General features: G+C 58.3%; 21 protein-coding genes and 2 pseudogenes. 12 read left to right on the top strand and 11 right to left on the bottom strand.

From position 1 onward, the window contains the following. Window positions 1-29: 29 nt before the first annotated feature. The gene (locus NLY44_RS26790) at window positions 30-419 is read left to right on the top strand and encodes a helix-turn-helix domain-containing protein (RefSeq protein ID WP_286455890.1); all 390 of its coding nucleotides are present in this window, start codon (window positions 30-32) and stop codon (window positions 417-419) included. A 284-nt stretch (window positions 420-703) separates the two neighbouring features. On the opposite strand, the pseudogene NLY44_RS26785 reads toward NLY44_RS26790, so the two are convergent. Further along, a pseudogene (locus NLY44_RS26785) lies at window positions 704-1,580 on the bottom strand (ATP-dependent DNA ligase). A gap of 84 nt (window positions 1,581-1,664) precedes the next feature. Between NLY44_RS26785 and NLY44_RS26780 the strand changes: the two are divergent. Further along, window positions 1,665-1,880, top strand: coding sequence for a hypothetical protein (locus NLY44_RS26780; protein WP_023807095.1), 216 nt, complete (start codon window positions 1,665-1,667; stop codon window positions 1,878-1,880). A gap of 41 nt (window positions 1,881-1,921) precedes the next feature. Here NLY44_RS26780 and NLY44_RS26775 read toward each other — a convergent pair whose 3' ends face one another. Further along, window positions 1,922-2,119 (bottom strand): hypothetical protein, encoded by a 198-nt coding sequence (locus tag NLY44_RS26775; protein WP_023716349.1) that lies wholly within the window; start codon window positions 2,117-2,119, stop codon window positions 1,922-1,924. A gap of 393 nt (window positions 2,120-2,512) precedes the next feature. Between NLY44_RS26775 and NLY44_RS26770 the strand changes: the two genes are divergently transcribed. Continuing rightward, a complete protein-coding gene (locus NLY44_RS26770; RefSeq protein ID WP_286455886.1) occupies window positions 2,513-2,755 on the top strand; it encodes a hypothetical protein in 243 nt (80 codons plus the stop codon). Between the two features lie 26 nt (window positions 2,756-2,781). Here the strand turns inward: NLY44_RS26770 and NLY44_RS26765 are convergent, their stop codons facing one another. Continuing rightward, a complete protein-coding gene (locus tag NLY44_RS26765; RefSeq protein WP_023807098.1) occupies window positions 2,782-3,171 on the bottom strand; it encodes a nucleoside/nucleotide kinase family protein in 390 nt (129 codons plus the stop codon). Window positions 3,172-3,739: 568 nt separating this feature from the next. Continuing rightward, on the bottom strand, window positions 3,740-3,934 hold the full coding sequence (locus NLY44_RS26760) for a hypothetical protein (RefSeq protein ID WP_023807100.1): 195 nt from the start codon (window positions 3,932-3,934) through the stop codon (window positions 3,740-3,742). Between the two features lie 183 nt (window positions 3,935-4,117). Here NLY44_RS26760 and NLY44_RS26755 point away from each other — a divergent pair, with 183 nt between their 5' ends. The 3 genes from NLY44_RS26755 to NLY44_RS26745 all read left to right on the top strand — a co-directional run bounded on the left by NLY44_RS26755 (window position 4,118) and on the right by NLY44_RS26745 (window position 5,279). After that, window positions 4,118-4,321 (top strand): hypothetical protein, encoded by a 204-nt coding sequence (locus tag NLY44_RS26755; protein ID WP_023807101.1) that lies wholly within the window; start codon window positions 4,118-4,120, stop codon window positions 4,319-4,321. An 83-nt stretch (window positions 4,322-4,404) separates the two neighbouring features. Further along, window positions 4,405-4,563: a DNA ligase-like domain-containing protein gene (locus NLY44_RS26750; protein ID WP_023807102.1), complete on the top strand. Its 159-nt coding sequence runs from the start codon at window positions 4,405-4,407 to the stop codon at window positions 4,561-4,563. Window positions 4,564-4,802: 239 nt separating this feature from the next. Continuing rightward, window positions 4,803-5,279 carry a phosphatase PAP2 family protein gene (locus NLY44_RS26745; RefSeq protein ID WP_353654448.1) on the top strand — a complete coding sequence of 159 codons (477 nt, stop codon included), beginning with the start codon at window positions 4,803-4,805 and terminating at the stop codon, window positions 5,277-5,279. Window positions 5,280-5,287: 8 nt separating this feature from the next. Here NLY44_RS26745 and NLY44_RS26740 read toward each other — a convergent pair whose 3' ends face one another. After that, window positions 5,288-5,770 (bottom strand): DUF2127 domain-containing protein, encoded by a 483-nt coding sequence (locus NLY44_RS26740; protein ID WP_031356324.1) that lies wholly within the window; start codon window positions 5,768-5,770, stop codon window positions 5,288-5,290. Between the two features lie 42 nt (window positions 5,771-5,812). On the opposite strand from NLY44_RS26740, the gene NLY44_RS33035 reads away from it, so the two are divergent. Continuing rightward, complete coding sequence (locus tag NLY44_RS33035) at window positions 5,813-6,070, top strand: phosphatase PAP2 family protein (RefSeq protein ID WP_353654447.1); 258 nt, start codon at window positions 5,813-5,815, stop codon at window positions 6,068-6,070. Continuing rightward, complete coding sequence (locus NLY44_RS33030; RefSeq protein WP_353654446.1) at window positions 6,067-6,354, top strand: phosphatase PAP2 family protein; 288 nt, start codon at window positions 6,067-6,069, stop codon at window positions 6,352-6,354. The genes NLY44_RS33035 and NLY44_RS33030 overlap by 4 nt, the downstream gene beginning before the upstream one ends. 1,081 nt (window positions 6,355-7,435) lie before the next feature. Here NLY44_RS33030 and NLY44_RS26730 read toward each other — a convergent pair. From NLY44_RS26730 to NLY44_RS26695, 6 genes and pseudogenes are all read right to left on the bottom strand, one after another. Continuing rightward, window positions 7,436-7,645: a hypothetical protein gene (locus NLY44_RS26730; RefSeq protein WP_286457916.1), complete on the bottom strand. Its 210-nt coding sequence runs from the start codon at window positions 7,643-7,645 to the stop codon at window positions 7,436-7,438. A 474-nt stretch (window positions 7,646-8,119) separates the two neighbouring features. Continuing rightward, window positions 8,120-9,144, bottom strand: a pseudogene (locus tag NLY44_RS33025) (tyrosine-type recombinase/integrase). Window positions 9,145-9,425: 281 nt separating this feature from the next. Next, complete coding sequence (locus NLY44_RS26710; RefSeq protein WP_023807109.1) at window positions 9,426-9,758, bottom strand: hypothetical protein; 333 nt, start codon at window positions 9,756-9,758, stop codon at window positions 9,426-9,428. A 64-nt stretch (window positions 9,759-9,822) separates the two neighbouring features. Then, a complete protein-coding gene (locus NLY44_RS26705) occupies window positions 9,823-10,404 on the bottom strand; it encodes a zinc metalloprotease (RefSeq protein WP_286455864.1) in 582 nt (193 codons plus the stop codon). 64 nt (window positions 10,405-10,468) lie between these two features. Then, entirely contained in the window at window positions 10,469-10,969 is a 501-nt protein-coding gene (locus NLY44_RS26700) for a hypothetical protein (protein ID WP_156941092.1), read from the bottom strand. A gap of 998 nt (window positions 10,970-11,967) precedes the next feature. Further along, the gene (locus tag NLY44_RS26695) at window positions 11,968-13,071 is read right to left on the bottom strand and encodes an IS5 family transposase (RefSeq protein ID WP_286455856.1); all 1,104 of its coding nucleotides are present in this window, start codon (window positions 13,069-13,071) and stop codon (window positions 11,968-11,970) included. A 1,306-nt stretch (window positions 13,072-14,377) separates the two neighbouring features. Between NLY44_RS26695 and NLY44_RS26690 the strand changes: the two genes are divergently transcribed. From NLY44_RS26690 to NLY44_RS26675, 4 genes are read left to right on the top strand one after another with little or no spacing between them, the layout of a single operon-like run. Next, window positions 14,378-14,983, top strand: coding sequence for a hypothetical protein (locus NLY44_RS26690; RefSeq protein WP_286455855.1), 606 nt, complete (start codon window positions 14,378-14,380; stop codon window positions 14,981-14,983). Between the two features lie 32 nt (window positions 14,984-15,015). Then, a complete protein-coding gene (locus tag NLY44_RS26685) occupies window positions 15,016-17,010 on the top strand; it encodes a PD-(D/E)XK nuclease family protein (RefSeq protein ID WP_286455849.1) in 1,995 nt (664 codons plus the stop codon). Continuing rightward, on the top strand, window positions 17,010-18,425 hold the full coding sequence (locus NLY44_RS26680; protein ID WP_286455844.1) for a UvrD-helicase domain-containing protein: 1,416 nt from the start codon (window positions 17,010-17,012) through the stop codon (window positions 18,423-18,425). Before NLY44_RS26685 ends, NLY44_RS26680 begins: the two co-directional genes overlap by 1 nt. Further along, entirely contained in the window at window positions 18,422-20,311 is a 1,890-nt protein-coding gene (locus NLY44_RS26675; protein WP_286455843.1) for a 3'-5' exonuclease, read from the top strand. Before NLY44_RS26680 ends, NLY44_RS26675 begins: the two co-directional genes overlap by 4 nt. Window positions 20,312-20,336: the final 25 nt, after the last annotated feature.

Genomic DNA, 20,336 nt, shown 5'->3' with positions numbered 1-20,336 from the left:
ATTTTAGCGATACTTAATGTTCGACTGGTATGGACAGCCGAACCGTACCCTCCGCAGATCAATCTAAAGCAGCACGAGCCCTACTGAACTGGTCGCGTGTGCGACTTGCCGCCAAGGCCAATCTTAGCGAGATGGTGATCAGCGATCTTGAGAACGAATTCAGGAAACCGCGTCCCCACAACCTCGCCGCCATCCGCAAAGCCTTTGAGGATGCCGGAATCGTCTTCACCGTCGAAGGCACTCCATCGCTAGCCCGCTCAGAAGGTGGTAGCGGCCTCGCCGCCGATAATAGACAGTGGCGCCGCCGGGAGAAAAAGGATAAAGGGGAAAGGCCCGTGTACCCTCTGCACCCGATCTCTAAAGCGGCCGCTAACAAGGGCGGTTGTTCACTGACTTTGTGCTGGCGCTCACCTTTCTAAGGTGCCGGTCGAATATGGCCAGCTTCTCTTCGTAGCCGAGCCGCACTCTGGACCTGCAGCTATCGCATTTGAAACCGGCAATCGTTTTCAGCCAGGATCCCCTTCTCACCATTGGGCACGAACAGCAGGGGCATTGGAATTCTATAGGTACGTCGCGCAGTTCATTTGATAGAGGCACTGTGCATGTTCTCCTCAGCGGCACGGCCAATGCAACAAAGTAGAAGGAGAAATGTTTCGCGGCTTGGCCATTTACGCGAAGGAATCAGACCTAAGTCCAAATGGTCTTAGGCACGGCCATCTGTGTCGTCCTCTCGAAAATCCTGCAGAGAAGCATGCCGCAAATCTTCCTCACCACGCAAGTGCTTCACGCGGCCGATGATGCCGGACTTAACCCACTGTGTCGCCGGCCGCTTCATGCCCTTCGGCGCCGGCCCAGCGTGCTCCTGGACGCGCTTCCATAGCCGTTCGCGGATTGCCCGGCTGGAGTTGATGAACGCTGAGCCGACATACTGCCCCGTTTTCCGATCTGCCATCAGCGCAAAGGCTGCCTTGCCGGGTTCCCGCTCGACGCCGAGCAGTTCGTATTCCTCCACCATGTAGCTCTTGATCTTCAGCCAGGCTGTCGACCGGCCGCTGCGGTATTTGCTGTCACGGCGCTTCGATACCATGCCCTCAAGGCCCGGCTTCATCGATCAGGTGGAATATGGCTTTTGCATCACCGGGCAGCGCCTGGCTGAATTGGATGCGGATGTCGGCAGGGATCATGCTTTCAAGGATCTCACGCCGTTCCTCCAGGGCCATGTCGCGCAGATCGTGGCCGTTTAGGTGAAGGAGATCAAAGGCAACGAAATAGAGGTCGTGCTGCCGCCGCGTGATCGCCTTGCGCAGCGCAGCGAAGTCGGAAAGGCCGGCTTCGTTCAGGACGATGATTTCTCCGTCTATGATTGCGCTCTCGGCGCCGAGCTCTGCGCTTGCGGCCACTATGTCGCGGTATTTGGTTGTCCAGTCGAGCCCGCGACGGGTGTAGATCCGCGTGCCGTCCTCATCGATGACCATCTGGGAACGGTAGCCGTCAAACTTCACCTCGTGAGTCCATCCATCGCCCTCGGGAGGCTTCTCCACCAAGGTCGGCATCAAAGGCTCGATGAACTTCAAACGCATGCACTGACCCACACCCGGAGATTCAAGCCGCGAGCCCGAACTCGGTTCCGGAACATTTTAGCTCAAATGCATGTTTCAATGATTATGAAGATCGAAGCCGACGAATGCCGGGCAGCGCTGACGCTCATCCGGCGCACAATCGAGGATCACTGCCCGCCCGGCGTGCTGCCCAGCGAGGAAGCGGTGAACGGTCTCTATGGGCCGGGGCTCATGGATGAGGCGGAAGCACTGGCGGCTGCAATCGTCGCAACAATTGACCAGATGCAATTGCGCGTGATGATGAAACCGCCGTCCCCCTAGTAATAGAGCCGCCACTCGGTGCCCTTCTGGTTTGTTCAGTTTTAAATGGAGGGCGCCGGCCCCAGACCTTTTCCAGAAAGGCCATCAACCTGCGGGGTGATCTCGTCGACCCTCACCTTGTCGCCGATCTCTCTCGCCCAAGCCAGGGCCTTGGCCTTGTCTTTCGTGGTCAGCACAGTGCGCCAGTGCTCCGCTTCAACGACGCTCACAACGTAGGTTCTCACCGGCTCGTCGACCATGCTCCACCTTTGCTTAAGTTCATTAAGGTGTGGGGCCTTCATATTAGCATGAACGTATATAACTTGGTAGTCGGCCGCATGTGCCTATTTCCCAGCCGGCCAGGCCCGGCGCGTTCTTGGCGGAGCCCCGCTACGGTGCCGGGCCACTTAAAACGGCTACCAAACCACGCAGCTCGGAACTTCTGCTTGGTAGTTCCGTACCGCCAAGGCTTTGAACCTAGCGCCAATCTGCTCCCGCGATCCGCTGCGTGAATGCCCGCGAACAGCGCGAAGGCGAAGTTTTCAATATTTAGCGGAACCTAATGTGGCGTTCAAAGTTTGGGCGGCCGTTGCTGAGGATCCCACCGTGAAAATGAAATACCGACGGTTGCAAAATGGGCGGAGGCAAGCCTAGTGGACCATCCTCTGCTTGCCACCGATACCGCAGAACCGCGCCGGCGCCAGGTGGCTCCAGATAATGATAACACGTTGGAGCCTAGATGCTTCTGGCCGATCGTTGAGATGCCCGAAACCGAGAACATGGTTGCACCTCGTCACCTTGGTGATCCGGGCATGATCATCCTGTCGATTTATCTATCGTTTTGTCTCGTCGCGCAGGCTCTGCTGATCCTGCTGCTGCTTTTCCCAAACCCCTAAGGCTGCTGGGCCGCTGGGGGCTGCGGCTACTTGCCGACGATCCAATCCACCAACGCAGCCTCGATCCGTTCGCACCCGGTGAAATCGCGCACCAAGCTCGTAGCCAGTTCCCGCCATTGACACTGAGGCGCTCCGGTTTCCCTGACTAGACATCGGAATGCTGAGCGGAGAACGTCGGCTTGGAGCGTGGAGACGGCAACGGTAGCCGGATTGGCATCTTCCCAACTTTGCGCCATGTCGTTGCGATGACGTTGACGGAGGCGCTCCAGCAGTTCGCGAGAGGCTCGGATGGCCCGGCGCGACTGATCCATTTCACGGCGAAATGTAGCGGGTTCCGCCATGGACATCTGCCACATCAGCAAGGTGGCCGCAGTCGCAGTGGACGCTTGAGCGATATCTTTAGGCGTTGCAACCATCGCATCCTCCCAATAAGGCAATGGTAAACGCCATCTTTATAGGCCCGCCGAACCCTTTCTCCAATCAAAAACGACCGTACGGATTCATACGGCTAAATGGCTATTTGTCAGGGCGCTCGACGGCGGCTTGGTCGACCTCGGCTCCATCTCGTCGTTGACGGTCTGAGTGAATCCCCTACTGCCTGGTAGTGTCCGGTTCCCGGCGGGGTTCCCTTCGTTCTTCAAGGAACAGCTTGGTGTGCTCGTCCCACTCAAGAGGCGTCGTCCCGTGCTCTTGAGCGAACTTTCCAAACTCCTTGCGCAGGTCGGCAAGGTCCAAAGCCCAAAGATGCTCACGGTTACCAAGGTTCGACATCGCGTTCACCAATTCCGTCCGTTCTCCGGAATTAAGTTGGCTTCGCGGTTGAGCCTTCAAGATGGCATTGCGAGATAATTTGCTCGGTTGCTAACACGCCTATATCTTAGGCAGCGCGGGGGGCCTCATATCTTCCCGCAGTGGCCGGTGCGGTTAAGCCCCACAAGCAAGCCCAACTGCACCGGCCATTCCCTACGGCTGACTGGGTAGGGTCTACAGACGAACAATCTTGTCGAGATGCAGGCGTATCCGCTGGCCCTCCGCAAAGGACAGCGCGAACGATTCAAGCTCGAATGAGCGGGTAATTTCCTGGTCATTCTCAACCACGCGAACGAACCATTCGCCGCAGGTTTCTGTCACTTCGACGCAAGGCACGGCCTTGCGTCGGAAAGGCACCACGTTATCCATCACAGCCTCCCTACAAAAAGCGATGGCAACGTCGAGCTTTATAGCGCCGGCAAAAGCGGGCTTTCAATAAAGAAAAGCTGGTCGGAATCATACAGTTTTGGAGCCAGGAAGTGGTCAGCGGGTTGTATTTGAAGCCTGTCAACAATCGCCCTATCTGCCTATCGCGTAGCAGCGGGAGGTGGCATGGCCGGAATAACTACCGCCGCAGAGATGGCGAACGCTGTCGGGATTGACCCGGAGACGTTTCGCGAGGCTTTGCGCGATTCAGACTTCCCGTGGCACAATCCCCCTGACGACTGGACGGTGGAAAATGACAGCCGCCAGCATGAGGCAATGCGCACCGTGCTGCTGATAGTTCTCCTGAAGCGAAAAAGATCCACCGGATGAGTTTCCCTCAGCCGACCATGCGATAGCAGTTTCGGAACCATTTTAGCCAATTCTGATTGAATCGCGGTCCCGTGAGTCAGTTCATGCGTTTAGCGTTCATCTCGCCGATGAAACCAAAGCTTGTCGATAGTCCGCCGCTCGGCGATGGCTGGACCCATGAGACCAAGCTAGACGGCTACCGAACCCAAATCATCATCGAAGCCAGCGAGGTCCGCGCCTACTGCGGCGCCGATTACAAGTGACGAGGCCACATGGAAACCAAGGTACCTTCCAGCTCCGGCGGCGTTCTCCAAGGCTTTCGCAGGGATGGTATGTGGCCCATCCTAGCGCTGCTTGTGGCCGGGGGCCTTGTCTTCGCCTTTGGCGTCCTTGCGGAGGAAGTCATTGAGGGCGACACAACGGGTTTCGATCGGGCGGTGCTTATGGCTTTCCGCAGCGCCGGTGACCCACAAACCCGATCGGCCCACCTTGGCTGGAGGAAATGGGGCGCGACGTTACATCTCTTGGCAGCTTCGCTTTCCTGTGCTTCGTGTCGGTCGCCGCAGTAGGCTATTTACTGATTGCGGGAAAGCGGAGCTACGCTGTGCTTGTTGCGGCCGCCGTGGCTGGCGGAGAGGCCATCAGCACCCTCCTGAAGATCGCATTCGATCGCCCAAGGCCCGACCTCATACACGCCACAAGGGTCTTTACAGCAAGCTTTCCTAGCGGACACGCCATGCTTTCCGCCGTCACTTTCCTGACCCTTGGAGCATTGCTGGCCAAGGCGAACCCCGATCCCCGCGTCAAAGCGTATTTCGTCTCGCTCGCGGTGTTTCTGACGGTCATAGTCGGGTTGAGCCGGGTCTATCTCGGCGTCCACTACCCCACCGACATTCTTGCAGGTTGGTGCGTCGGTTCCGCCTGGGCCATTCTGTGCTGGTCTGCGGTCCAGCGGATTGAACGGAGCCGAGGCGGGTAATTCGGTCGCTATGCGGGCTTGTGCTGCCGCATCACGCTCCATTCGTGCCAGATCAGAACCATGACGACCGCATCGAAGACGGTCAGGACGAGCAGGCCCGGAGAGTGGGTATAGGAATAGCGGTAGACTTGGTAGACCATGAATGCGCCCAGTGCGACGAGCGAGGCCGGATATGACCACAACTTGCCCCGCAAAAGGCCGACGACCAAGAGCAGCTTTATCAGGCCGTGGGAGAGCAGGTAGAAGGCGTAGAACTCCTTACTGGCGACGGAAAAATGGCTTGCCATCTGCGACAGATAGCCAGCTATGAAATCCTTCGGATCTTCGCTCAATTCCTCTTGTGTGAAGGCATTGACCCAAGAGGCAATTGTGTCTGTGGTAACGAGATAAAGCAGGATCCCGCCAAGGCATTCAATCAGGGCGTGCGCACCCTTGAGCCAGACGCTGACTTCAAAAATCTCATGGATGCGCCGTTCGTCGTCTGCTTTCACAAATTCCACCCTCGCGATCGACAGCAACGGAAGCAAGCAAGAATGGATGCAACTCTCACCCACTGGATCAACGCGGCAGCCGGGCTTCACCCGGTTCTTGATAGGGCAATGATCGGCGTCTCACAGATCGGCGTTCCGCTGATGGTGCTGGCCGTGGTTCTGCAATGGTGGGCCAAAGTCGGCCGCTACCACGTCCGTCACGCGGCCCTGTCGGCCGGTCTGGCGTTCTTGCTCGGTCTGGCGATCAACCAGTTCATTCTTTTGTTCGTACATCGCATCCGCCCTACGACGCCGGCGTGACGCACCTGTTGATTGCGCCTAGCGCCGATTGGTCGTTCCCGTCCGACCACGCAACCGCCACCATAGCGATCGTTGCGGCCTTCGCGATGCAAGCTCTGCCACGCCGAACTGCAGCATTTGCCGTTCTGGCATTTCTGGTTTGCTGGTCGAGAGTTTACATTGGCACCCACTACCTTACCGACGTCATTGGCGGTGCCATCACCGGCGTCATAGGTGCCGTTGTGGTGCGCTTGGCCTACCGCGAGAACTCCCGGTTGGATAATATGGTGACCAAAATCCTGTAGGCCGATACCCCTCCGACATCCACACGAACCAGGATTGACGGAAGAGGGCGGCGGTTAGGCACGGCGGCCCGCTGACCGGAGCCAGCAGACTTCTGGTGCAGGGCGCTCGTTGTGTTAGAGCGGCTCAGGCGGCAAGACAACAACACTAGGCGACCCTCCCGCCGTCACCGCGCTGAGACGCCCCCGTTTGGTCAGTACTGGCTTCGTGTATTCTTTTTTCACAGCAGTCCTCTCTAGTGTGAATTTGGGCAAAGCGCATTACATCCAAAAGGTTGTCAATCAGCCCGCCTCTTGTCAATTCAAAAGGCGCCCGCTGCCCTAGCGGCGCCGGCAGCCTACAGAGACGGTCACCGCAAGCCTCAGCTGCCATGGAACAATCAGACTCAGAGCGAGTTTGGCGTGACGATGAACAGCAATTACGCTTTGGAATCATCCGTTTGTATCGAAATGGCACGGTCGCTCCGCTCATGTCTGGCGGAAGAGCGGGCATACATGCATCATCTCCGGGAGGAACTCGCCTCCGTACGGAGTGAGAGTGCTCACTCCCGCCAGGAACGCATCAGATCCGAGCGCGTCAGGCCAGCGGGCTTTGTGATGGGATGGCCCGCGCCTGCTTCCGAGCGCGGGCCGACCATGATGAGTGAGGGACGCATCTTGGTCACCGGCGCGGACCACCGATGAAGAACGGGCCGGTGTGACCGAACAACGTCGGAGCGAGGATGTTCCTGGGTCGCTGATGTGGCACGAGCAACCGGATCACGAGCCGTTGGAGTTAGACCAGTGAAGTGGGCAAAGCCTCACGAAAAGACGAGCAGCGATCCGGCATCGGGCCTACGCCCCTACGAACTCGAATTCTTCATGGAAAAGCATGGCCTGTCGAAGGGAAACGGCGGAAGTAATCCTGCACACCAATGGACGATCTCGCGCGGACTGCGACTATGCGGACGAAGCCTTTCTGCGCTTCAAGCGGCTGCGCGAGAACAGGCAGAAGCCGCCGGCGCCGAGCATCAGAGGATAGCAGGAGCAAAGCTGTGCCGAAATATCACGTTGAAGAAATGGAGGGTGATACCGTGACGGCTACTCACATCGTCCACGCGACAACGCCGATCAGGGCGGCGCGGGAAGCGACAGAGCGCGACGTCACTCTGCGCACCAGCGAGCCATCTGGATCAGGGTTGCCGACGAAAAGCGCGGCCACATATTCGAATACAGTTTCAGCCTGTAGCTGGCGATCCACCCCGGCTAGCTGAGTTTTTGGATGGCATACCATGCCGTCGACCGCGATACGCAAGTTCGACTATGACCCGAACACCAGGGTTCTCTCGGTCTGGTTTGTAGCGAGCGGGAAGCATTACGAATTTTGGACGTACCTGCTGAGGCGTTTGCCGCGTTCAGATCTGCCTTTGCCAAGGGCGTCTATTTTAACAGCCACATTCCGCAATCGTTATGCATTCCGGCTCGCGGCAGGCTCGTCGGACGACTTACAGAGTTCGAGAACGGCAGCTGTTTATCGAAAGGGAGCGCGGGCAGTCAAAGTCGAAACGCCGGCGAGCGGGCTCCCTGAAGCATTCCGGCTTCTAGCCCGGCACGTAGATTCCGCCTTCCCCTATTGGTTACTGCCTTAGTCCCACAGCCGGTGGGAAAAGATCCGAAAAATACGGAAACGAACGACCAACATCAGGACAAAACTGTCGCTCGCGCTATCGGCAACTGGTCGAGAACAGCGCGGACCTCTGGTATCTGGTCAGGCTCAGACCGCGCGCCCCTATGATCTGCTTTGAACCTCATCCAGCCTTCGGATCCGATCCTTAATTGCCGCTGACCGACCTACGTAGCGGCGGATGATGCGCGAAACGTTATCCTCTTCCCATGCCATGATCTCAGCAATTTCGCGCTCCGTCAGTCCGTTAACATAGAACTTGGTTGCTGCTGTGCCGCGAAGATCATGGAAGTGCAGATTACAGCCCTCAGGCCAGGCCGCCTTTTTCGCTTGTATGAAAGAACCGCCGAGGCCGTCCTTATTCCAAGGACGTCCCTTGCTTGATGTAAGGATCACAGGCGAGACGCGGGGTATACGTGCCAACACTTCTCGCAATTCTTGATAGAGCGGAATTATAGCCTCGCGCCGGTGGCTGCTCTTCCCCGTCGTCACGACGATCGCGTCGTCCCCGACATGCGACCATGACAATCTCACAAGATCGCCAGCACGCAGGCCGGTGCATGCTGCCAAGTCAATGGCATGTTGCACTTCGATTGAGGCGTGCTCCCGGATGCGGGCGATATCCCCTCGGTCCATACAATTTCAGACCGCGAAGAGCTGTAAAGGTGCTTGATACCTTCACAAGGGTTCGAGCCAATCCTACCGAGCGGGTCAACCGCGTACGAGAGCAGGCGCGACAGCACCTGCATTCCGTAGTCGGCCGCCCTCGGTTTCTCGGCAAACGTTGCTCGCCATTGGCGTATTATCGGTCTTATCTTTTCAGGCCGATCAAACTGAGCGATACGCAGTTCCCCAAAATGATCGGCGATGCGGTCCAGCCAAGGACCCCAATTGCGCCGCGTCGAGTCAGCAAGTTTTTTGTAGTCTGCACTCGCTTTGTAATGTGCCACCAATGAACGAAACCGGCCACTGTCCGAGAATTGGCGATTGGCGATAGCCTCGTTGTAGGAGGCAAAGAACTCGGGTGATCCGGGACTTCCCTGAAGCCGTGGGCCTCCTCTCCAGGCGTACCAGTAGATACGACCTTTGGCCTTGACCCTGTGTAATCCTTTTAGCTCAAGCGTGACCATGCTTAGCCCCAAAGGCTGCCAATTCGGCGTCAAGATCGTCCGCGAGTGTCAAATCTGATCGAAAAGAGGGGTCGGAGCCTAACTGCAAATCTAAAACGCGATCCAGCGCCCGGCGGTCCCATACTTTTCGACCGAGAAGGACGACCGGTTTCGGCATTTTCCCGATGCGCACGAGTTTGTCAAAATGCGTAGGACTGACACCAACATAGGATGCAGCTTCCTTGCGGTCGTACCCCCGCCGGAGATCAGGTGAAAGGGATGTATTAGGCCTACAGCGAACATTAATGAACCTCCTCCAACAGTGCTTTGATTCGAAGCCTCGGCTTCCTTCGCGATAGTTGATCGCGCACGAGACGGGCTCCCTGTGCGTAAGTGTGAATCGGTTCGTCACCAACCTGGGCCATGATTGTAACGTTGGATCGAAGCTGATCTGGCATCACGTCGGTGCAATTCCAGAGCATGCCTGACAAGCAGTGGATTAATCCAACCAATGTCCATACCGTATCAAAATTCGCATCATCTTGAAGTTTCGAAAAGCGCTCGACGGCCTCGTCAAAAGCAACACGGAGATGGCGGGGAGCGTGCTGCCCTGCTGCGGCGATATTGTAGGTCATTCATGCTCCCCTTCCGCGGCAATTAGTGTGTGAAGCTCTTCGTCCAGAATCGTTCGTTTTTCTTTCAACAATTCTGCAACCGCGCATATCGCCTGCCAATTTCCTCTACGAGACTCGTGGTAGACTTAAAAATGACTCGCCAGATCCTGTTTCGCTCAAAAGTTCTGGGTTCCAACATGCACAAGGCGTGGCTAAGCTGTTCGAAATCCTCCTCAGATGTTTGAATATTATAGCTGGACGGCTGGTACATCTCTTCAGCGAACGGTCCGGCCATCAGAGTGATGCCATACTCAACAACATCTTTCTTGTCCTCTTTTGAAAGAAGGCGCCCGCGCTCCAGAACCGGCGCAATACGTTCAGCCGAGATGGCGCATGCGCCAATACCGAAGCTGCCTTTCCAATCAGAAACTCTTTGCTTTATGAAGAATGGATCGATAGAAACCCAATCAACAGGGATGCGCAATTTAATTGCGCTAAAGGCGTGTCCGACTTCATGTATACAGGTTTTTAGTTCTTCAAATCGTTCGGAAGCAGCGTTTCGCACGCCCGCGCTGAGCGCGTCGGCTGGTGAATTCTCGGAAAACATGGTAATAACTTTCTGCCCTTCGGGCATTGGAAGGAAGGATTTGACCGTCTGGAATTTCAATCAAGGCATGGCCAGGTTGGCGCCTGGTCATGCCGCACACTTTTGGTAGATGTCCGACATCTGCCTAACCTCCTTTCACTTTCCATTCCGGCAGCGTCCAGCGAACCTGCTTGTCGAGCCGATCAAGGATTTTTTTTATCCGGAACATGTCGGTGTCAGCCTGCGGCCTATGAGGCTCTATCTGCTCGAGTTCGAGCAGAGTGTCGTTCAACTCCTTCCGCTTGTAGCGATTGATGATACCGGCCAATGTCGTGGCAGCCTCCAACAGGCACTCGACAGTCAGTTCCGCACGGCCGATCGAGTCGGTCAGGTGCGTTGGCAGTTCCAGGCCCTCCAAGTCGGACGGAAATTCAGGACCTCTGTCATCATCAAATTCAGGGGGTTCGATGCCAGCCATGCCCAAAGCAATCTTGGCGTCGTCCCAGTTTGAATCGAAATCCAAGAAGGCAAAGAACGGCTGCGTCAAAAAGGGACGTGTCATTTCCGCGGCTTCACTCTTGGCTCTGGCGGCTGCCTTTCGACGCTCGTAATGCCGTCGTTGCCGTTCGGCGTTTGATAGTGCCACTTTCGTTGCTCCTGATTTCAAAACGTTAGTATCAAAACCTAACGCTCGTGTCAATTAGATTCTAACGGAACGTTGTCGAATTCTATCCCGGCCGGCCAGACGGATGGCGTCGATCAGCGCCGCGACGCCTGCCGGAGCGCCAGAGGCCATCTTGTCAGCGTGACCCTCTGCGATCGCATCTGGCCAGACGCCCGCGTGTGCGAGCGCTGGGTAATCTCCTCCCGCCTCGTCAATTCGGGGTCATTCGGATCGGGGAGGGCCAATTATAGTTAGTCTCCAGTTGCTTACATGCGGCTCTATAAAAAAGCCCGGTGCGCCGGACGATGATGATGTGAGTTATAGCAATCGGGTCGCCGGCTATCGCACGGTGCGACAGCCTGCCGCAGCCCCTTCGACATTGTCAGGGCCACGACGTCGAGAGCTACGTCGGTGAGCTTCACCAGGTCGACACCCGACACCAAGCTTGCTCGCTTCGCTCGCCCGCGCTCCGCGCGGTCTTTTTGTCTGCCCGTCTTTGTCGTCCTGATCAGTTCGTCGCACAAGACATAGACACATGCGGAATAGAGCTATCCCCCCTGTCAGAAAGCTGAATAAGAACGAAGAGCTGAAGCCCTTCGCCGCTCTCTGACAGGAGGGAACTCTTAGAAACATGCGTCTAAAGAGAGTTTGGAGCTACTAGGCGTTTATCAGACGCCGGATGGCGGTTAGCTGGACCATCCGTAAAGCCGTATCCCGGCTCCTCTCGGAGCCCTAACGGTCGGCACCTCGCGGTGCCACACTTCCGGCGAGCACATACTCAACAGGCCGGAAGCATCAGGCCGTCCCTTCCCCATCCTGTGGGGCTTTCGACGGAGCCTGAATCTTTTAACAGGCTGCTGCAAAAGTCTGATCGTTGCTGATCTCGATATTTTTGACGGAAGTTTTCTGTTGTCTGCGCGATTTTCGCGGCGGGTTACAGCTGAGCTTGCTGCGCGAGTTGCGGTCCTTTCTGCTGACGGTTATGCGATCTGCCCTTTCAGGAGCTTTGGGATGCGAACCAGATTGTAGGCGATGACCGCAAAGGTGAAGACGGCCTCCACTCTTGGCTGCCCTCGCAATTTGGTTTTGGCCAATCCGCCCGGCTTCTTCACCCAGCCGAATATCTCCTCGATGCGTTTGCGGATGCGCTGGCTGATCACATAGCCGGCATGGCGCGTGGTGCGCCCGTCGATAGCGGTCTTGCGCACCGTGCCCGCGCTTGAGACCGTGCCTTGTATGGCGATGTGCGGAGTGACTTGGCGCTGGCGCAGGTCGCCAACGAAATCCATGACGTCATAGGCCTTGTCGGCGCCCAGCGTGATGCGATGTTTGCCTTGCCGCCGGTCGAGCATGACAAGCGTGGCTTCCCGCTCGGCCTTGCCGGTGGCGTGCGTCAACGTTGCATCGACCGCCAGCCCGTTGCGGTTCTCCATCAGCACATGGCCCATGAAGCACAGGCGGCTCGGATGGCCGTCCGCCTTGCGGTAGAGCCGGGCGTCGGGATCGGTCGTGGAGGCATGTGTCTGATTCGAGCGCTTCTCCTTGCGGAAGTTGCGCTCGCCATTGCGCCCTGGCCCTGGCGGATCGCCCGAACCATCCTTCGGGCGGAAGCTCTTCATCGAAGCCCAGGCATCGATCAGCGTGCCGTCCACCGAAAAATGCTCGCTCGACAGAAGCTTGCTCACCCGCTTGAGGCCCATCAGTTCACCCAAAAACTCTCGCGCCACATCGGCTTCAAGCAGCCGGTCGCGATTGTGGGTGAAAACCGTCGCATGCCACGCCGGCGCGTCAAGCGGCAGGCCAACGAACCAGCGGAACAGCAGATTGTAATCAATCTGCTCCATCAGTTGCCGTTCCGAACGAACCGAGAAGAACGCTTGCAGCAGTGTCGCCCGCAGCAACATCTCCGGTGGGATCGACGGCCGGCCCATGCCCGAATAGAGCGCCTCGAAGCGACCATCCAGACGACCAAGCACTTCATCGCACAACTGCCGGATCGCCCGCAGAGGATGATCCAACGGGATGCGCTTCTCTAACGGAACATAGCTGAAAAGGCTTCCCGGTCCTTCACTACGACCCCGCATCGCAAATCACTCCCGTTGTCAGACGAAAGTGAATCATAAAACAAAGCCAAATGCGACTTTTGCAGCAGCCTGTTAAGGCGAAATTCGTCTCGGAAGAGAACTGGATTCAACCGGGTCAAGGTATCTCCGCGAAGGCCGATGACCGATATACCATTTGTGGCTTTGGGCACTCTGAGGATGGTCCTGTATTCCATCGCCCATTTGAAAAGACGCGGTCGCGTTTGCGACCCCAAAGCTATGTAACCCACCCGGTGATAGCCGGGCGGGTTTTGGGTCTCTTCTGTGGGATGACACCAGTATAGCATAATCTTGCCGGGGTGAATGAAAAAAGTTCTGTTTTTGTTTCGGCTCGTGATGTTAAATCAAACATTCTCCCCCTCGTCCTGACATAGGTGACCTAGCCGAATTCTGCGCCCTCAGCGCGAGTGCGCCGGATCAGACACAGCGCTGCCCAATCTAGTTAAGGGACTTCGTGCAGGATGGGCATGCCAGGTTTTTGAGGGCGGAGTTTTCAAAGTCAGGTCGTGGAACCCTACAACCACGACAGACTTGTCGCGGTATCCGCACCCAACCATCTTTCCGGTGCTTGCGAGGAGGCGATAGCTCAACTTCGCTCGCCCCTACCTTCTGGATTTGTCAGCTTTTCGCACGGCGACGCGTCGCTGAGTCAGTCGTCAGGTAAGACGCGTCTCACGGCCGAATACATATTTGCCCTTGAGGGGCTTGGGTTCTGAAGAAGCCAGGTCGCTTGGCGTGCTTGGTTGCAGGAAGCTCTGTGGGCTTGTTTCGATAGTTGTTCGCAGGTTGTGGTCGTGCGAGAGCGATGGCTGCGTCTAGTGAACTTGCCTTTCTGATTTTGGGTGTGTCGCTGATGTTTCCCTGGTGCCGATTTTTGTCGGACTGTTTGAGAGGGAACGTTTGGGAACCTTAGCGGAAACATACTAGCTTTGGTTGAAAGCTGACTTTACGGAATATGTTTCCCTCGGCGTGAATAAAGGACGAGCCGATGTGGACATGGACTTGACCTTTCGTTGCGGAAGTTGGGGGCAAATGCCCGCGTGGAAATGGTGCTTCCAGAGACGTCCCGCTAGGATGGGTGCTTCCGAAATTTTCGGATGTGGTGGCGCCAAACGGCATCCGGATGAATGGACCGAGGTACTCCTAGGACTTCATGTCTGGTTTTGCACATCCAGGAATGTCCATTGGTTCCCCGGATTTTGGCATCGAACATCCATGAGGCCTGAATCCACGAGGGGATGGTAAATTTGACCGCGATGACGAAGTAGCAACAGATGTCCTTTTCACCATGAAACGCCATACCGTCGTCGTTGAGGGCAACTTAGCCTTTCGTATGCAGCGAGTCGTTGCGGCGCAAGCCGGCGACCATGGTCTCGACGTCACCACAGTTCCGCTGCTTGCGGCTCGCCTCGCAGGCGGCTTTAGTCGACCAGCTGATCACGCAACCCTTGTGCCAATCGTTGCTCGAGCACTTGCGGAGGTTACTTTTGCAGAGATCGAAAAGGTCAAGGCAAGGCCCGGCATGGCGCGCGCTGTCCTTTCGAGCCTAGAGCGTGTGTGGGCAGCTGACATTCCCTTCGACATCCCGCCCTACCCGAGCGCGCGGCTGAGCGACCTTGGTCGCATCGAAGCCTATCTGCGTGAGCATCTTCCAACCGGCATACTATTGCCCCGGGATCTCCGCGATCGAGCGTTGGAGCGCATCGCTCATGCGCGCGTTGTCGTCGGACCTCTTCATCTTCACCGGCTTGTTTCCGTTGATCCGCTCTGGCGGCCTCTCATCGAAGCCCTCGCCTCGCTCGTCGAACTCACATGGGACGCGCCGGGCACACGCGACCGGAAGTGGTTTCCCGGTACGGTTCTCGGAGCCGCCTTGCACCCCCCGAGCATCTGACCTGTGAGGTTTGCGCCGACCCACGCGCGGAGGTGGTTGAAGCGCTTCGCTGGACCCGCGCGCTGTTGAGCGATGGCGTAACACAAGCCTGCGACATCGCGATCGCAAGTACTGACTTGAGCGTGTGGGATGACCACATGCTGGTCCTGGCGGCTGACGCTGGTCTCCCGATCCATTTCGCCGGCGGCGTTTCTGCTCTGAGCACCCGTGCCGGCCAGACATGCGCCGCGCTCGCCGATACTATGATCAACGGCCTGTCGCAGGATCGCATTCGCCGTCTGTCCTTGCTCTCGCCTTACCTGGCGGAGGCGCTTCCCCCTGACTGGATGAAAGGCATTCCCACCGAGGCGGGCCTTTTTGAGCCGGGGCATTGGGCGCGAAGTCTGGAGACACTCTCCCGGACCGATGGTTCCCCGATCGCAACGGTCGTCATGCCGGTGCTTTATGACCTTGTGGACGGCCCCAAAGCAGCGGTCAAACTTGGAAAGTTGCTTCTGAGCGGCAGCAGCCTTGGGCTCTGGCAGGAGGCCCTTCGTTTGGCGCCGGCGGCGGCAATGGAGATGACCCTGACCTCGTTGCGCATCGCCGACGACAGAGACCCTGCCAACAATGTGGTCTGGGCACGGGCGTCGGATCTGGTCGGCGCGCCACGCAAGCACATGCGTCTGCTCGGGCTTTCGAGCAGAAGCTGGCCGCGTGGCGACAACGCGGATCCGCTCCTACCCGACCATGTGCTCAACGCACGCGAGTTGGTGGACCTGCCTCGGCTTGAGCGGGATCGGTTGGCCTTCGAGATTCTGACCGGTCACCAGGCTTCGAAGGTGACGCTGTCGCGCAGCAGGCGATCGGCCGAAGGCGCGTTCCTCGCCAAGAGTGGGTTGCTGCAGCGTCAGGTTGCCGAGCGTCCCCTTTCCCGGACGAGGACGCCGGACCATGCCTTCAGCGAGGGTGATCGCCTGCTGGCTCGCGCCGAGGATGCGCTCGCTTTGCCGCGCATACAGAGCGTCATTTCCTGCTGGACCAACTGGACGCGCAGGCTTGAGACAACGCCACATGACGGCGGGTTCAGGAAGAACCATCCGGCTGTTCTGCGCGCTCTGAGCTTGCCGCAATCCGCGACGTCGCTGCGGCGGCTGTTGCGTGATCCCTTGGGATATGTGTGGCTAAGAGTGTTGGGGATGACCGCGCCTGAGCTGGCGGTTCAGCCGCTGCAGCTTGACGCGATGACCTTCGGTGAGCTCGTGCATGAATTGCTGCGCTACGCCGTCGAGCGCATGCCCAGCCTTGTCAGCGCAACGCCAGCAGAAATCGATAGCGCGCTTGAGGCAGCCGCCAACAGCATCGGGGAGCATTGGCCGCTGACCCGGGCAGTGCCGCCGCGATTGCTCTGGCTGGATACGATCGAAGAGGCAAGACGACGGGCCCACCGCGGACTGACGGTCGATGACCGCTTCGGTCCTGGTACGCGCAGCTTCAGTGAGGTGCCGTTCGGCACGCCAGAATCGCAGGCAAAGCGTTCCGATCCCTGGCGCGAAGACCAAGAGGTCCTGATCGGCCGTTTCGGCATCCTCTTGAAGGGCCGCATTGACCGCGTTGACGTGAAGCCCGACCGCCGTGGCGTCCGGATGTCCGACTACAAGACCGGCAAGACGCCGCGCGATGTGCGCGACGTCATCGTCGGCGGCGGAGCGGAAGTCCAGCGCGCACTCTACGCCGTCGCGATCAAACAGCTTATCCCCGAGGCAAGCACGATCATATCCCGCCTAGTCTATCTCGACAGCATTGAGCCTCCGGCGCGTCTTGAAGGGGACGTGCTCGAGCAAGCGGAAGAGATGCTGTTGCGCTTCATCGATATCGCGGTCGAAGGACTCAAAGCTGGGATCGCCTATGCGGGACCAGACGCGTTCGCGGGCTACAACCAACTCAGGATCGCGCTGCCCGCGGCGCTCGACCGCTATCAGCGGCGCAAGGATGAAGGTCTCAACGCCGCGCAACACAAGCTCGCGCCCCTTTGGAGGGAGCGGTGATGCTGAGCGATGCCCTCGAGCGCAGTCGCGTTCTCACGGAACTCGACAAGACATTGCTGGTCGAAGCGGCCGCAGGCACCGGCAAGACGTCGTTGATTGCCGGCCGTGTCGTCATGCTGATGTTGTACGGTGCGCCGCCCCGCAGCATCGCCGCGATTACGTTCACCGAACTGGCCGCCAGCGAGTTGTCGCTGCGCATTCGCGAATACACAACCCAGCTGCTGGCAGGACAAATCCCGAAGGTTTTGCGCGGCGCTGTAACTGTTGATCTGCTCAACCAAAGGAAGGCTGTCCTCAGGTCGGCAATCGATGCCTTCGACGAGATAACCGCGTGCACGATTCACGCGTTCTGCCAGCAGATTATCATGGCCTATGCCGTCGAAACGGGACTCGACCCCGGATCGCGAATGATGGATGGGCTTGCCGCCGATGCGATGTTCGAGAGCGTCATCTCTAAATGGCTGTTCGACCGTCTATCCCTGCAAACCAGAGAAGGCGAGGATCCGGTCGCGACCCTTTCCAAGTTCGAACCCTTGAAGGTCATCAAGGACAGCGTCGACCTTGCCAAGCTCAAGCTTGAACACCCAGGGGCCGGCACGGTTTCGGTCGACTTCTCGTTGCGCAAGGATATCGATTTTGTCGAGAGCGTCCGAGCGTTCCGACGCTGGCAAGCGGACTATCCCAAGGAGAGCCGCACCGGAACCCTGGTTGGTGAGTTCGAAATCCTCGCCGCATTCTACCAGAATTGCTTTGAGACGCCGCCGAGCTTTGCTCGGTTGTGGGAACTTGCCGACCCGCCGCGCACTGCCTCGATGAAATGGAACGAGTTGGCTTTTAAGAAGCAGCGCAATCTCGGCTATTGGAAATCGGCCTACGGTAAGGACGAAGGACCAGAACTCAACCGGCAGGCCGAGACGCATTGCCAAAATTGTGAGACGCAGTTTGCAGAGCTTCTCGGCCAGATCGGCGATGCCATGGTCGATAGGATGTCACGTGCCCTCGACCCCGTGACCGACCTCTATGTTGAGCGCAAGGGCGACGCGGCAGTCCTCGATTTCGACGACCTTCTGCAGCGCGCCCATGCCCTTGTGACCAAGAATGATGTCGTGCGCGAGGCTGTTGGTCGACGCTTTGCCCATATTCTGGTCGATGAATTTCAGGACACCGACCCCATCCAGGCCAGCATCCTGTTTTCGATCGCGGCGCGCGCGATGCCCGATCGCTGGCAGGATGCAGACCTACGCGACGGGGTGCTGTTTGTGGTCGGCGATCCCAAGCAATCCATCTATGCCTTTCGTGGCGCCGATATCGACAGCTACAATCAGGCGAAGCGGACGATTGCACGCCTGGGGACGACCGCATCGTCCATATCGGGGCCAACTTCCGCTGCCAGCCAGGCATCATTGACTACGTGAACGCCGTGTTCCAACCGGTTCTTGATGCCAGCGGTCAGCCAAGCTATGGCGCACTCACCGCCACACGCGAGGGCGCCTTCCATGGCCTGCCTTCCGCGTCCCACGTGACCATTGGCGACGGTCGAAAGGCGAGCATGTCTGAACAGCGCGACGATGAGGCGGCCGTCGTTGCGCGGATATGTTCCAAACTCGTTGGCGCAATCGAGATCGAAGACGAGCACGATGGCAGGCGCCGCCTCCTTGAAGCGGGCGACATTGCCCTGCTCGCTCCAACCGGCACTGACCTCTGGCGCTACGAACGGGCATTCGAGGCGCTCGGGCTTGCCGTCGCGTCGCAGGCCGGCAAGACGCTGTTGCTCCAGCAGGAGACGCAGGACGTTCTGGCGCTGCTGCGTTTGCTGGCGGATTCGCGCGACAGGCTTGCCTTCGGCGCCTTCATGCGTGGGCCCATGGTGGGTCTAACCGATGAAGAGTTGCTCGACATCGCCCAAGAAGTGCATCAGGTCGGACCGGATGCGTCACCGACTGGCCTTTTTGACATCACGACACCGCCGGCTCTGGTGTCCCATCACATCGCCCGCCCCATCCTAGAGGCCCTGCAAAAACTCCGAGCGCGGGTGAACATCACGACGCCGCGCATTTTGTTGGCCGGGGCCATAGAGCAGCTTCAGCTGCGTGTCGCACTGTCTGCGCGCAGCGGCAACAACCGGGCCGCGCGCTCGCTTGCCAATCTTGACCGCATCGTTGAACTGGCGCGGCCATTTGACGTCCGGGGGCTGCGGTCTTTTGTCCGTCATCTCCAGTTCGATTGGGACCGGCGAGCCTCGCGACAGGAGGGCCGTATCGACGCGTCGAAGGACGCGGTCGAGATCGTGACCATTCACAGCGCCAAAGGCCTCGAGTGGCCGGTGGTGATCCCCATCAATATGGGCACGCGCGCAAGACCCTCCGAGCGCTTCGTCCATCGTCAATCCGACAACACGTTGCATTGGATCATCGGCGGCGTATGTTCCTCTGCCCTCAAGCGTGCTCGCGAGGAGCAAGCGCAGCGTCAGGCCCTGGAACATCAACGCATGTGGTATGTCGCTTCCACACGCGCCCGTGACCTGCTGGTCGTTCCCAATCTTTCGTCGGCCGAACCAGGCGCATGGTCTAAACTTCTCAACCTGCGATTCGACCTGCTTGAGGAATTGCAGTTCAACCAGCTCGAGCCACGCGCGACCCACGATCTCGATGCAGCGGCACTACCTCAGGACGCAAAAGCGTTCGCACGGCAAACCGCGATCGTTCAGGCAGCCTCACCACCACTGCGCTGGGTCAATCCCAGTGGCCACGATGCGGATCGTGCTGAAATCCTAACACCGTCCGTGGCGGTCGAACCGAGTGGCGCGTTCGAATACATCGAGCCCATTGGCGCCGGTAGGACTCGGGGGCTGGTTCTTCACAAGCTTATGGAGGAACTACTGACGGGCGAACTCTCACCGCAGGGTGATGTTGTCGCACGCGCTGTACGTCTCCTCAATGAGCTTCTTGCCATCGACCCCGCGGAGGGACCTCTGCCAGACCCAGGCGAACTCGCAGCGACCGCGTTGCAGACTTACCGGCTGCCGTATGTGCAGCGTCTTTTGCCCGTGCTTGTGCCCGAACTGTCTATCTGGAGCGAGATGGCGCCTGGCACTCTTCTGGCCGGCCGCGTTGATGCAATCGCGGTCGATGGCGGCAAAGTGCTTGAAGTTCTGGACTGGAAGAGCGATTGCGACACAAGCTTGCACCGCGCTAAGCATGTCCAGCAGTTGCTGGGCTACCTTCGAGCGAGCTCGGCGCCCTTCGGCTCGATCGTTTACATGACCACCGGCGAGATCGTACCCGTGCTTCCTGCGTCTTAAGATCGCCACGCACAGTGTATCGGCG

This window comes from Mesorhizobium sp. C089B (assembly GCF_030323125.1).
GTDB lineage: Bacteria > Pseudomonadota > Alphaproteobacteria > Rhizobiales > Rhizobiaceae > Mesorhizobium.
This window is presented reverse-complemented; position numbering and strand designations above follow the sequence as displayed.

What these genes read in the sequence shown, in the direction of transcription:
- NLY44_RS26790 (WP_286455890.1), top strand. Translation starts at nt 30, where the DNA reads ATGGACAGCCGAACCGTACCCTCCGCAGATCAATCTAAAGCAGCACGA.
- NLY44_RS26780 (WP_023807095.1), top strand. Translation starts at nt 1,665, where the DNA reads ATGAAGATCGAAGCCGACGAATGCCGGGCAGCGCTGACGCTCATCCGG.
- NLY44_RS26775 (WP_023716349.1), bottom strand. Translation starts at nt 2,119, where the DNA reads ATGGTCGACGAGCCGGTGAGAACCTACGTTGTGAGCGTCGTTGAAGCG.
- NLY44_RS26765 (WP_023807098.1), bottom strand. Translation starts at nt 3,171, where the DNA reads ATGGTTGCAACGCCTAAAGATATCGCTCAAGCGTCCACTGCGACTGCG.
- NLY44_RS26760 (WP_023807100.1), bottom strand. Translation starts at nt 3,934, where the DNA reads ATGGATAACGTGGTGCCTTTCCGACGCAAGGCCGTGCCTTGCGTCGAA.
- NLY44_RS26755 (WP_023807101.1), top strand. Translation starts at nt 4,118, where the DNA reads ATGGCCGGAATAACTACCGCCGCAGAGATGGCGAACGCTGTCGGGATT.
- NLY44_RS26750 (WP_023807102.1), top strand. Translation starts at nt 4,405, where the DNA reads ATGCGTTTAGCGTTCATCTCGCCGATGAAACCAAAGCTTGTCGATAGT.
- NLY44_RS26745 (WP_353654448.1), top strand. Translation starts at nt 4,803, where the DNA reads ATGGGGCGCGACGTTACATCTCTTGGCAGCTTCGCTTTCCTGTGCTTC.
- NLY44_RS33035 (WP_353654447.1), top strand. Translation starts at nt 5,813, where the DNA reads ATGGATGCAACTCTCACCCACTGGATCAACGCGGCAGCCGGGCTTCAC.
- NLY44_RS26710 (WP_023807109.1), bottom strand. Translation starts at nt 9,758, where the DNA reads ATGACCTACAATATCGCCGCAGCAGGGCAGCACGCTCCCCGCCATCTC.
- NLY44_RS26695 (WP_286455856.1), bottom strand. Translation starts at nt 13,071, where the DNA reads ATGCGGGGTCGTAGTGAAGGACCGGGAAGCCTTTTCAGCTATGTTCCG.
- NLY44_RS26690 (WP_286455855.1), top strand. Translation starts at nt 14,378, where the DNA reads ATGAAACGCCATACCGTCGTCGTTGAGGGCAACTTAGCCTTTCGTATG.
- NLY44_RS26680 (WP_286455844.1), top strand. Translation starts at nt 17,010, where the DNA reads ATGCTGAGCGATGCCCTCGAGCGCAGTCGCGTTCTCACGGAACTCGAC.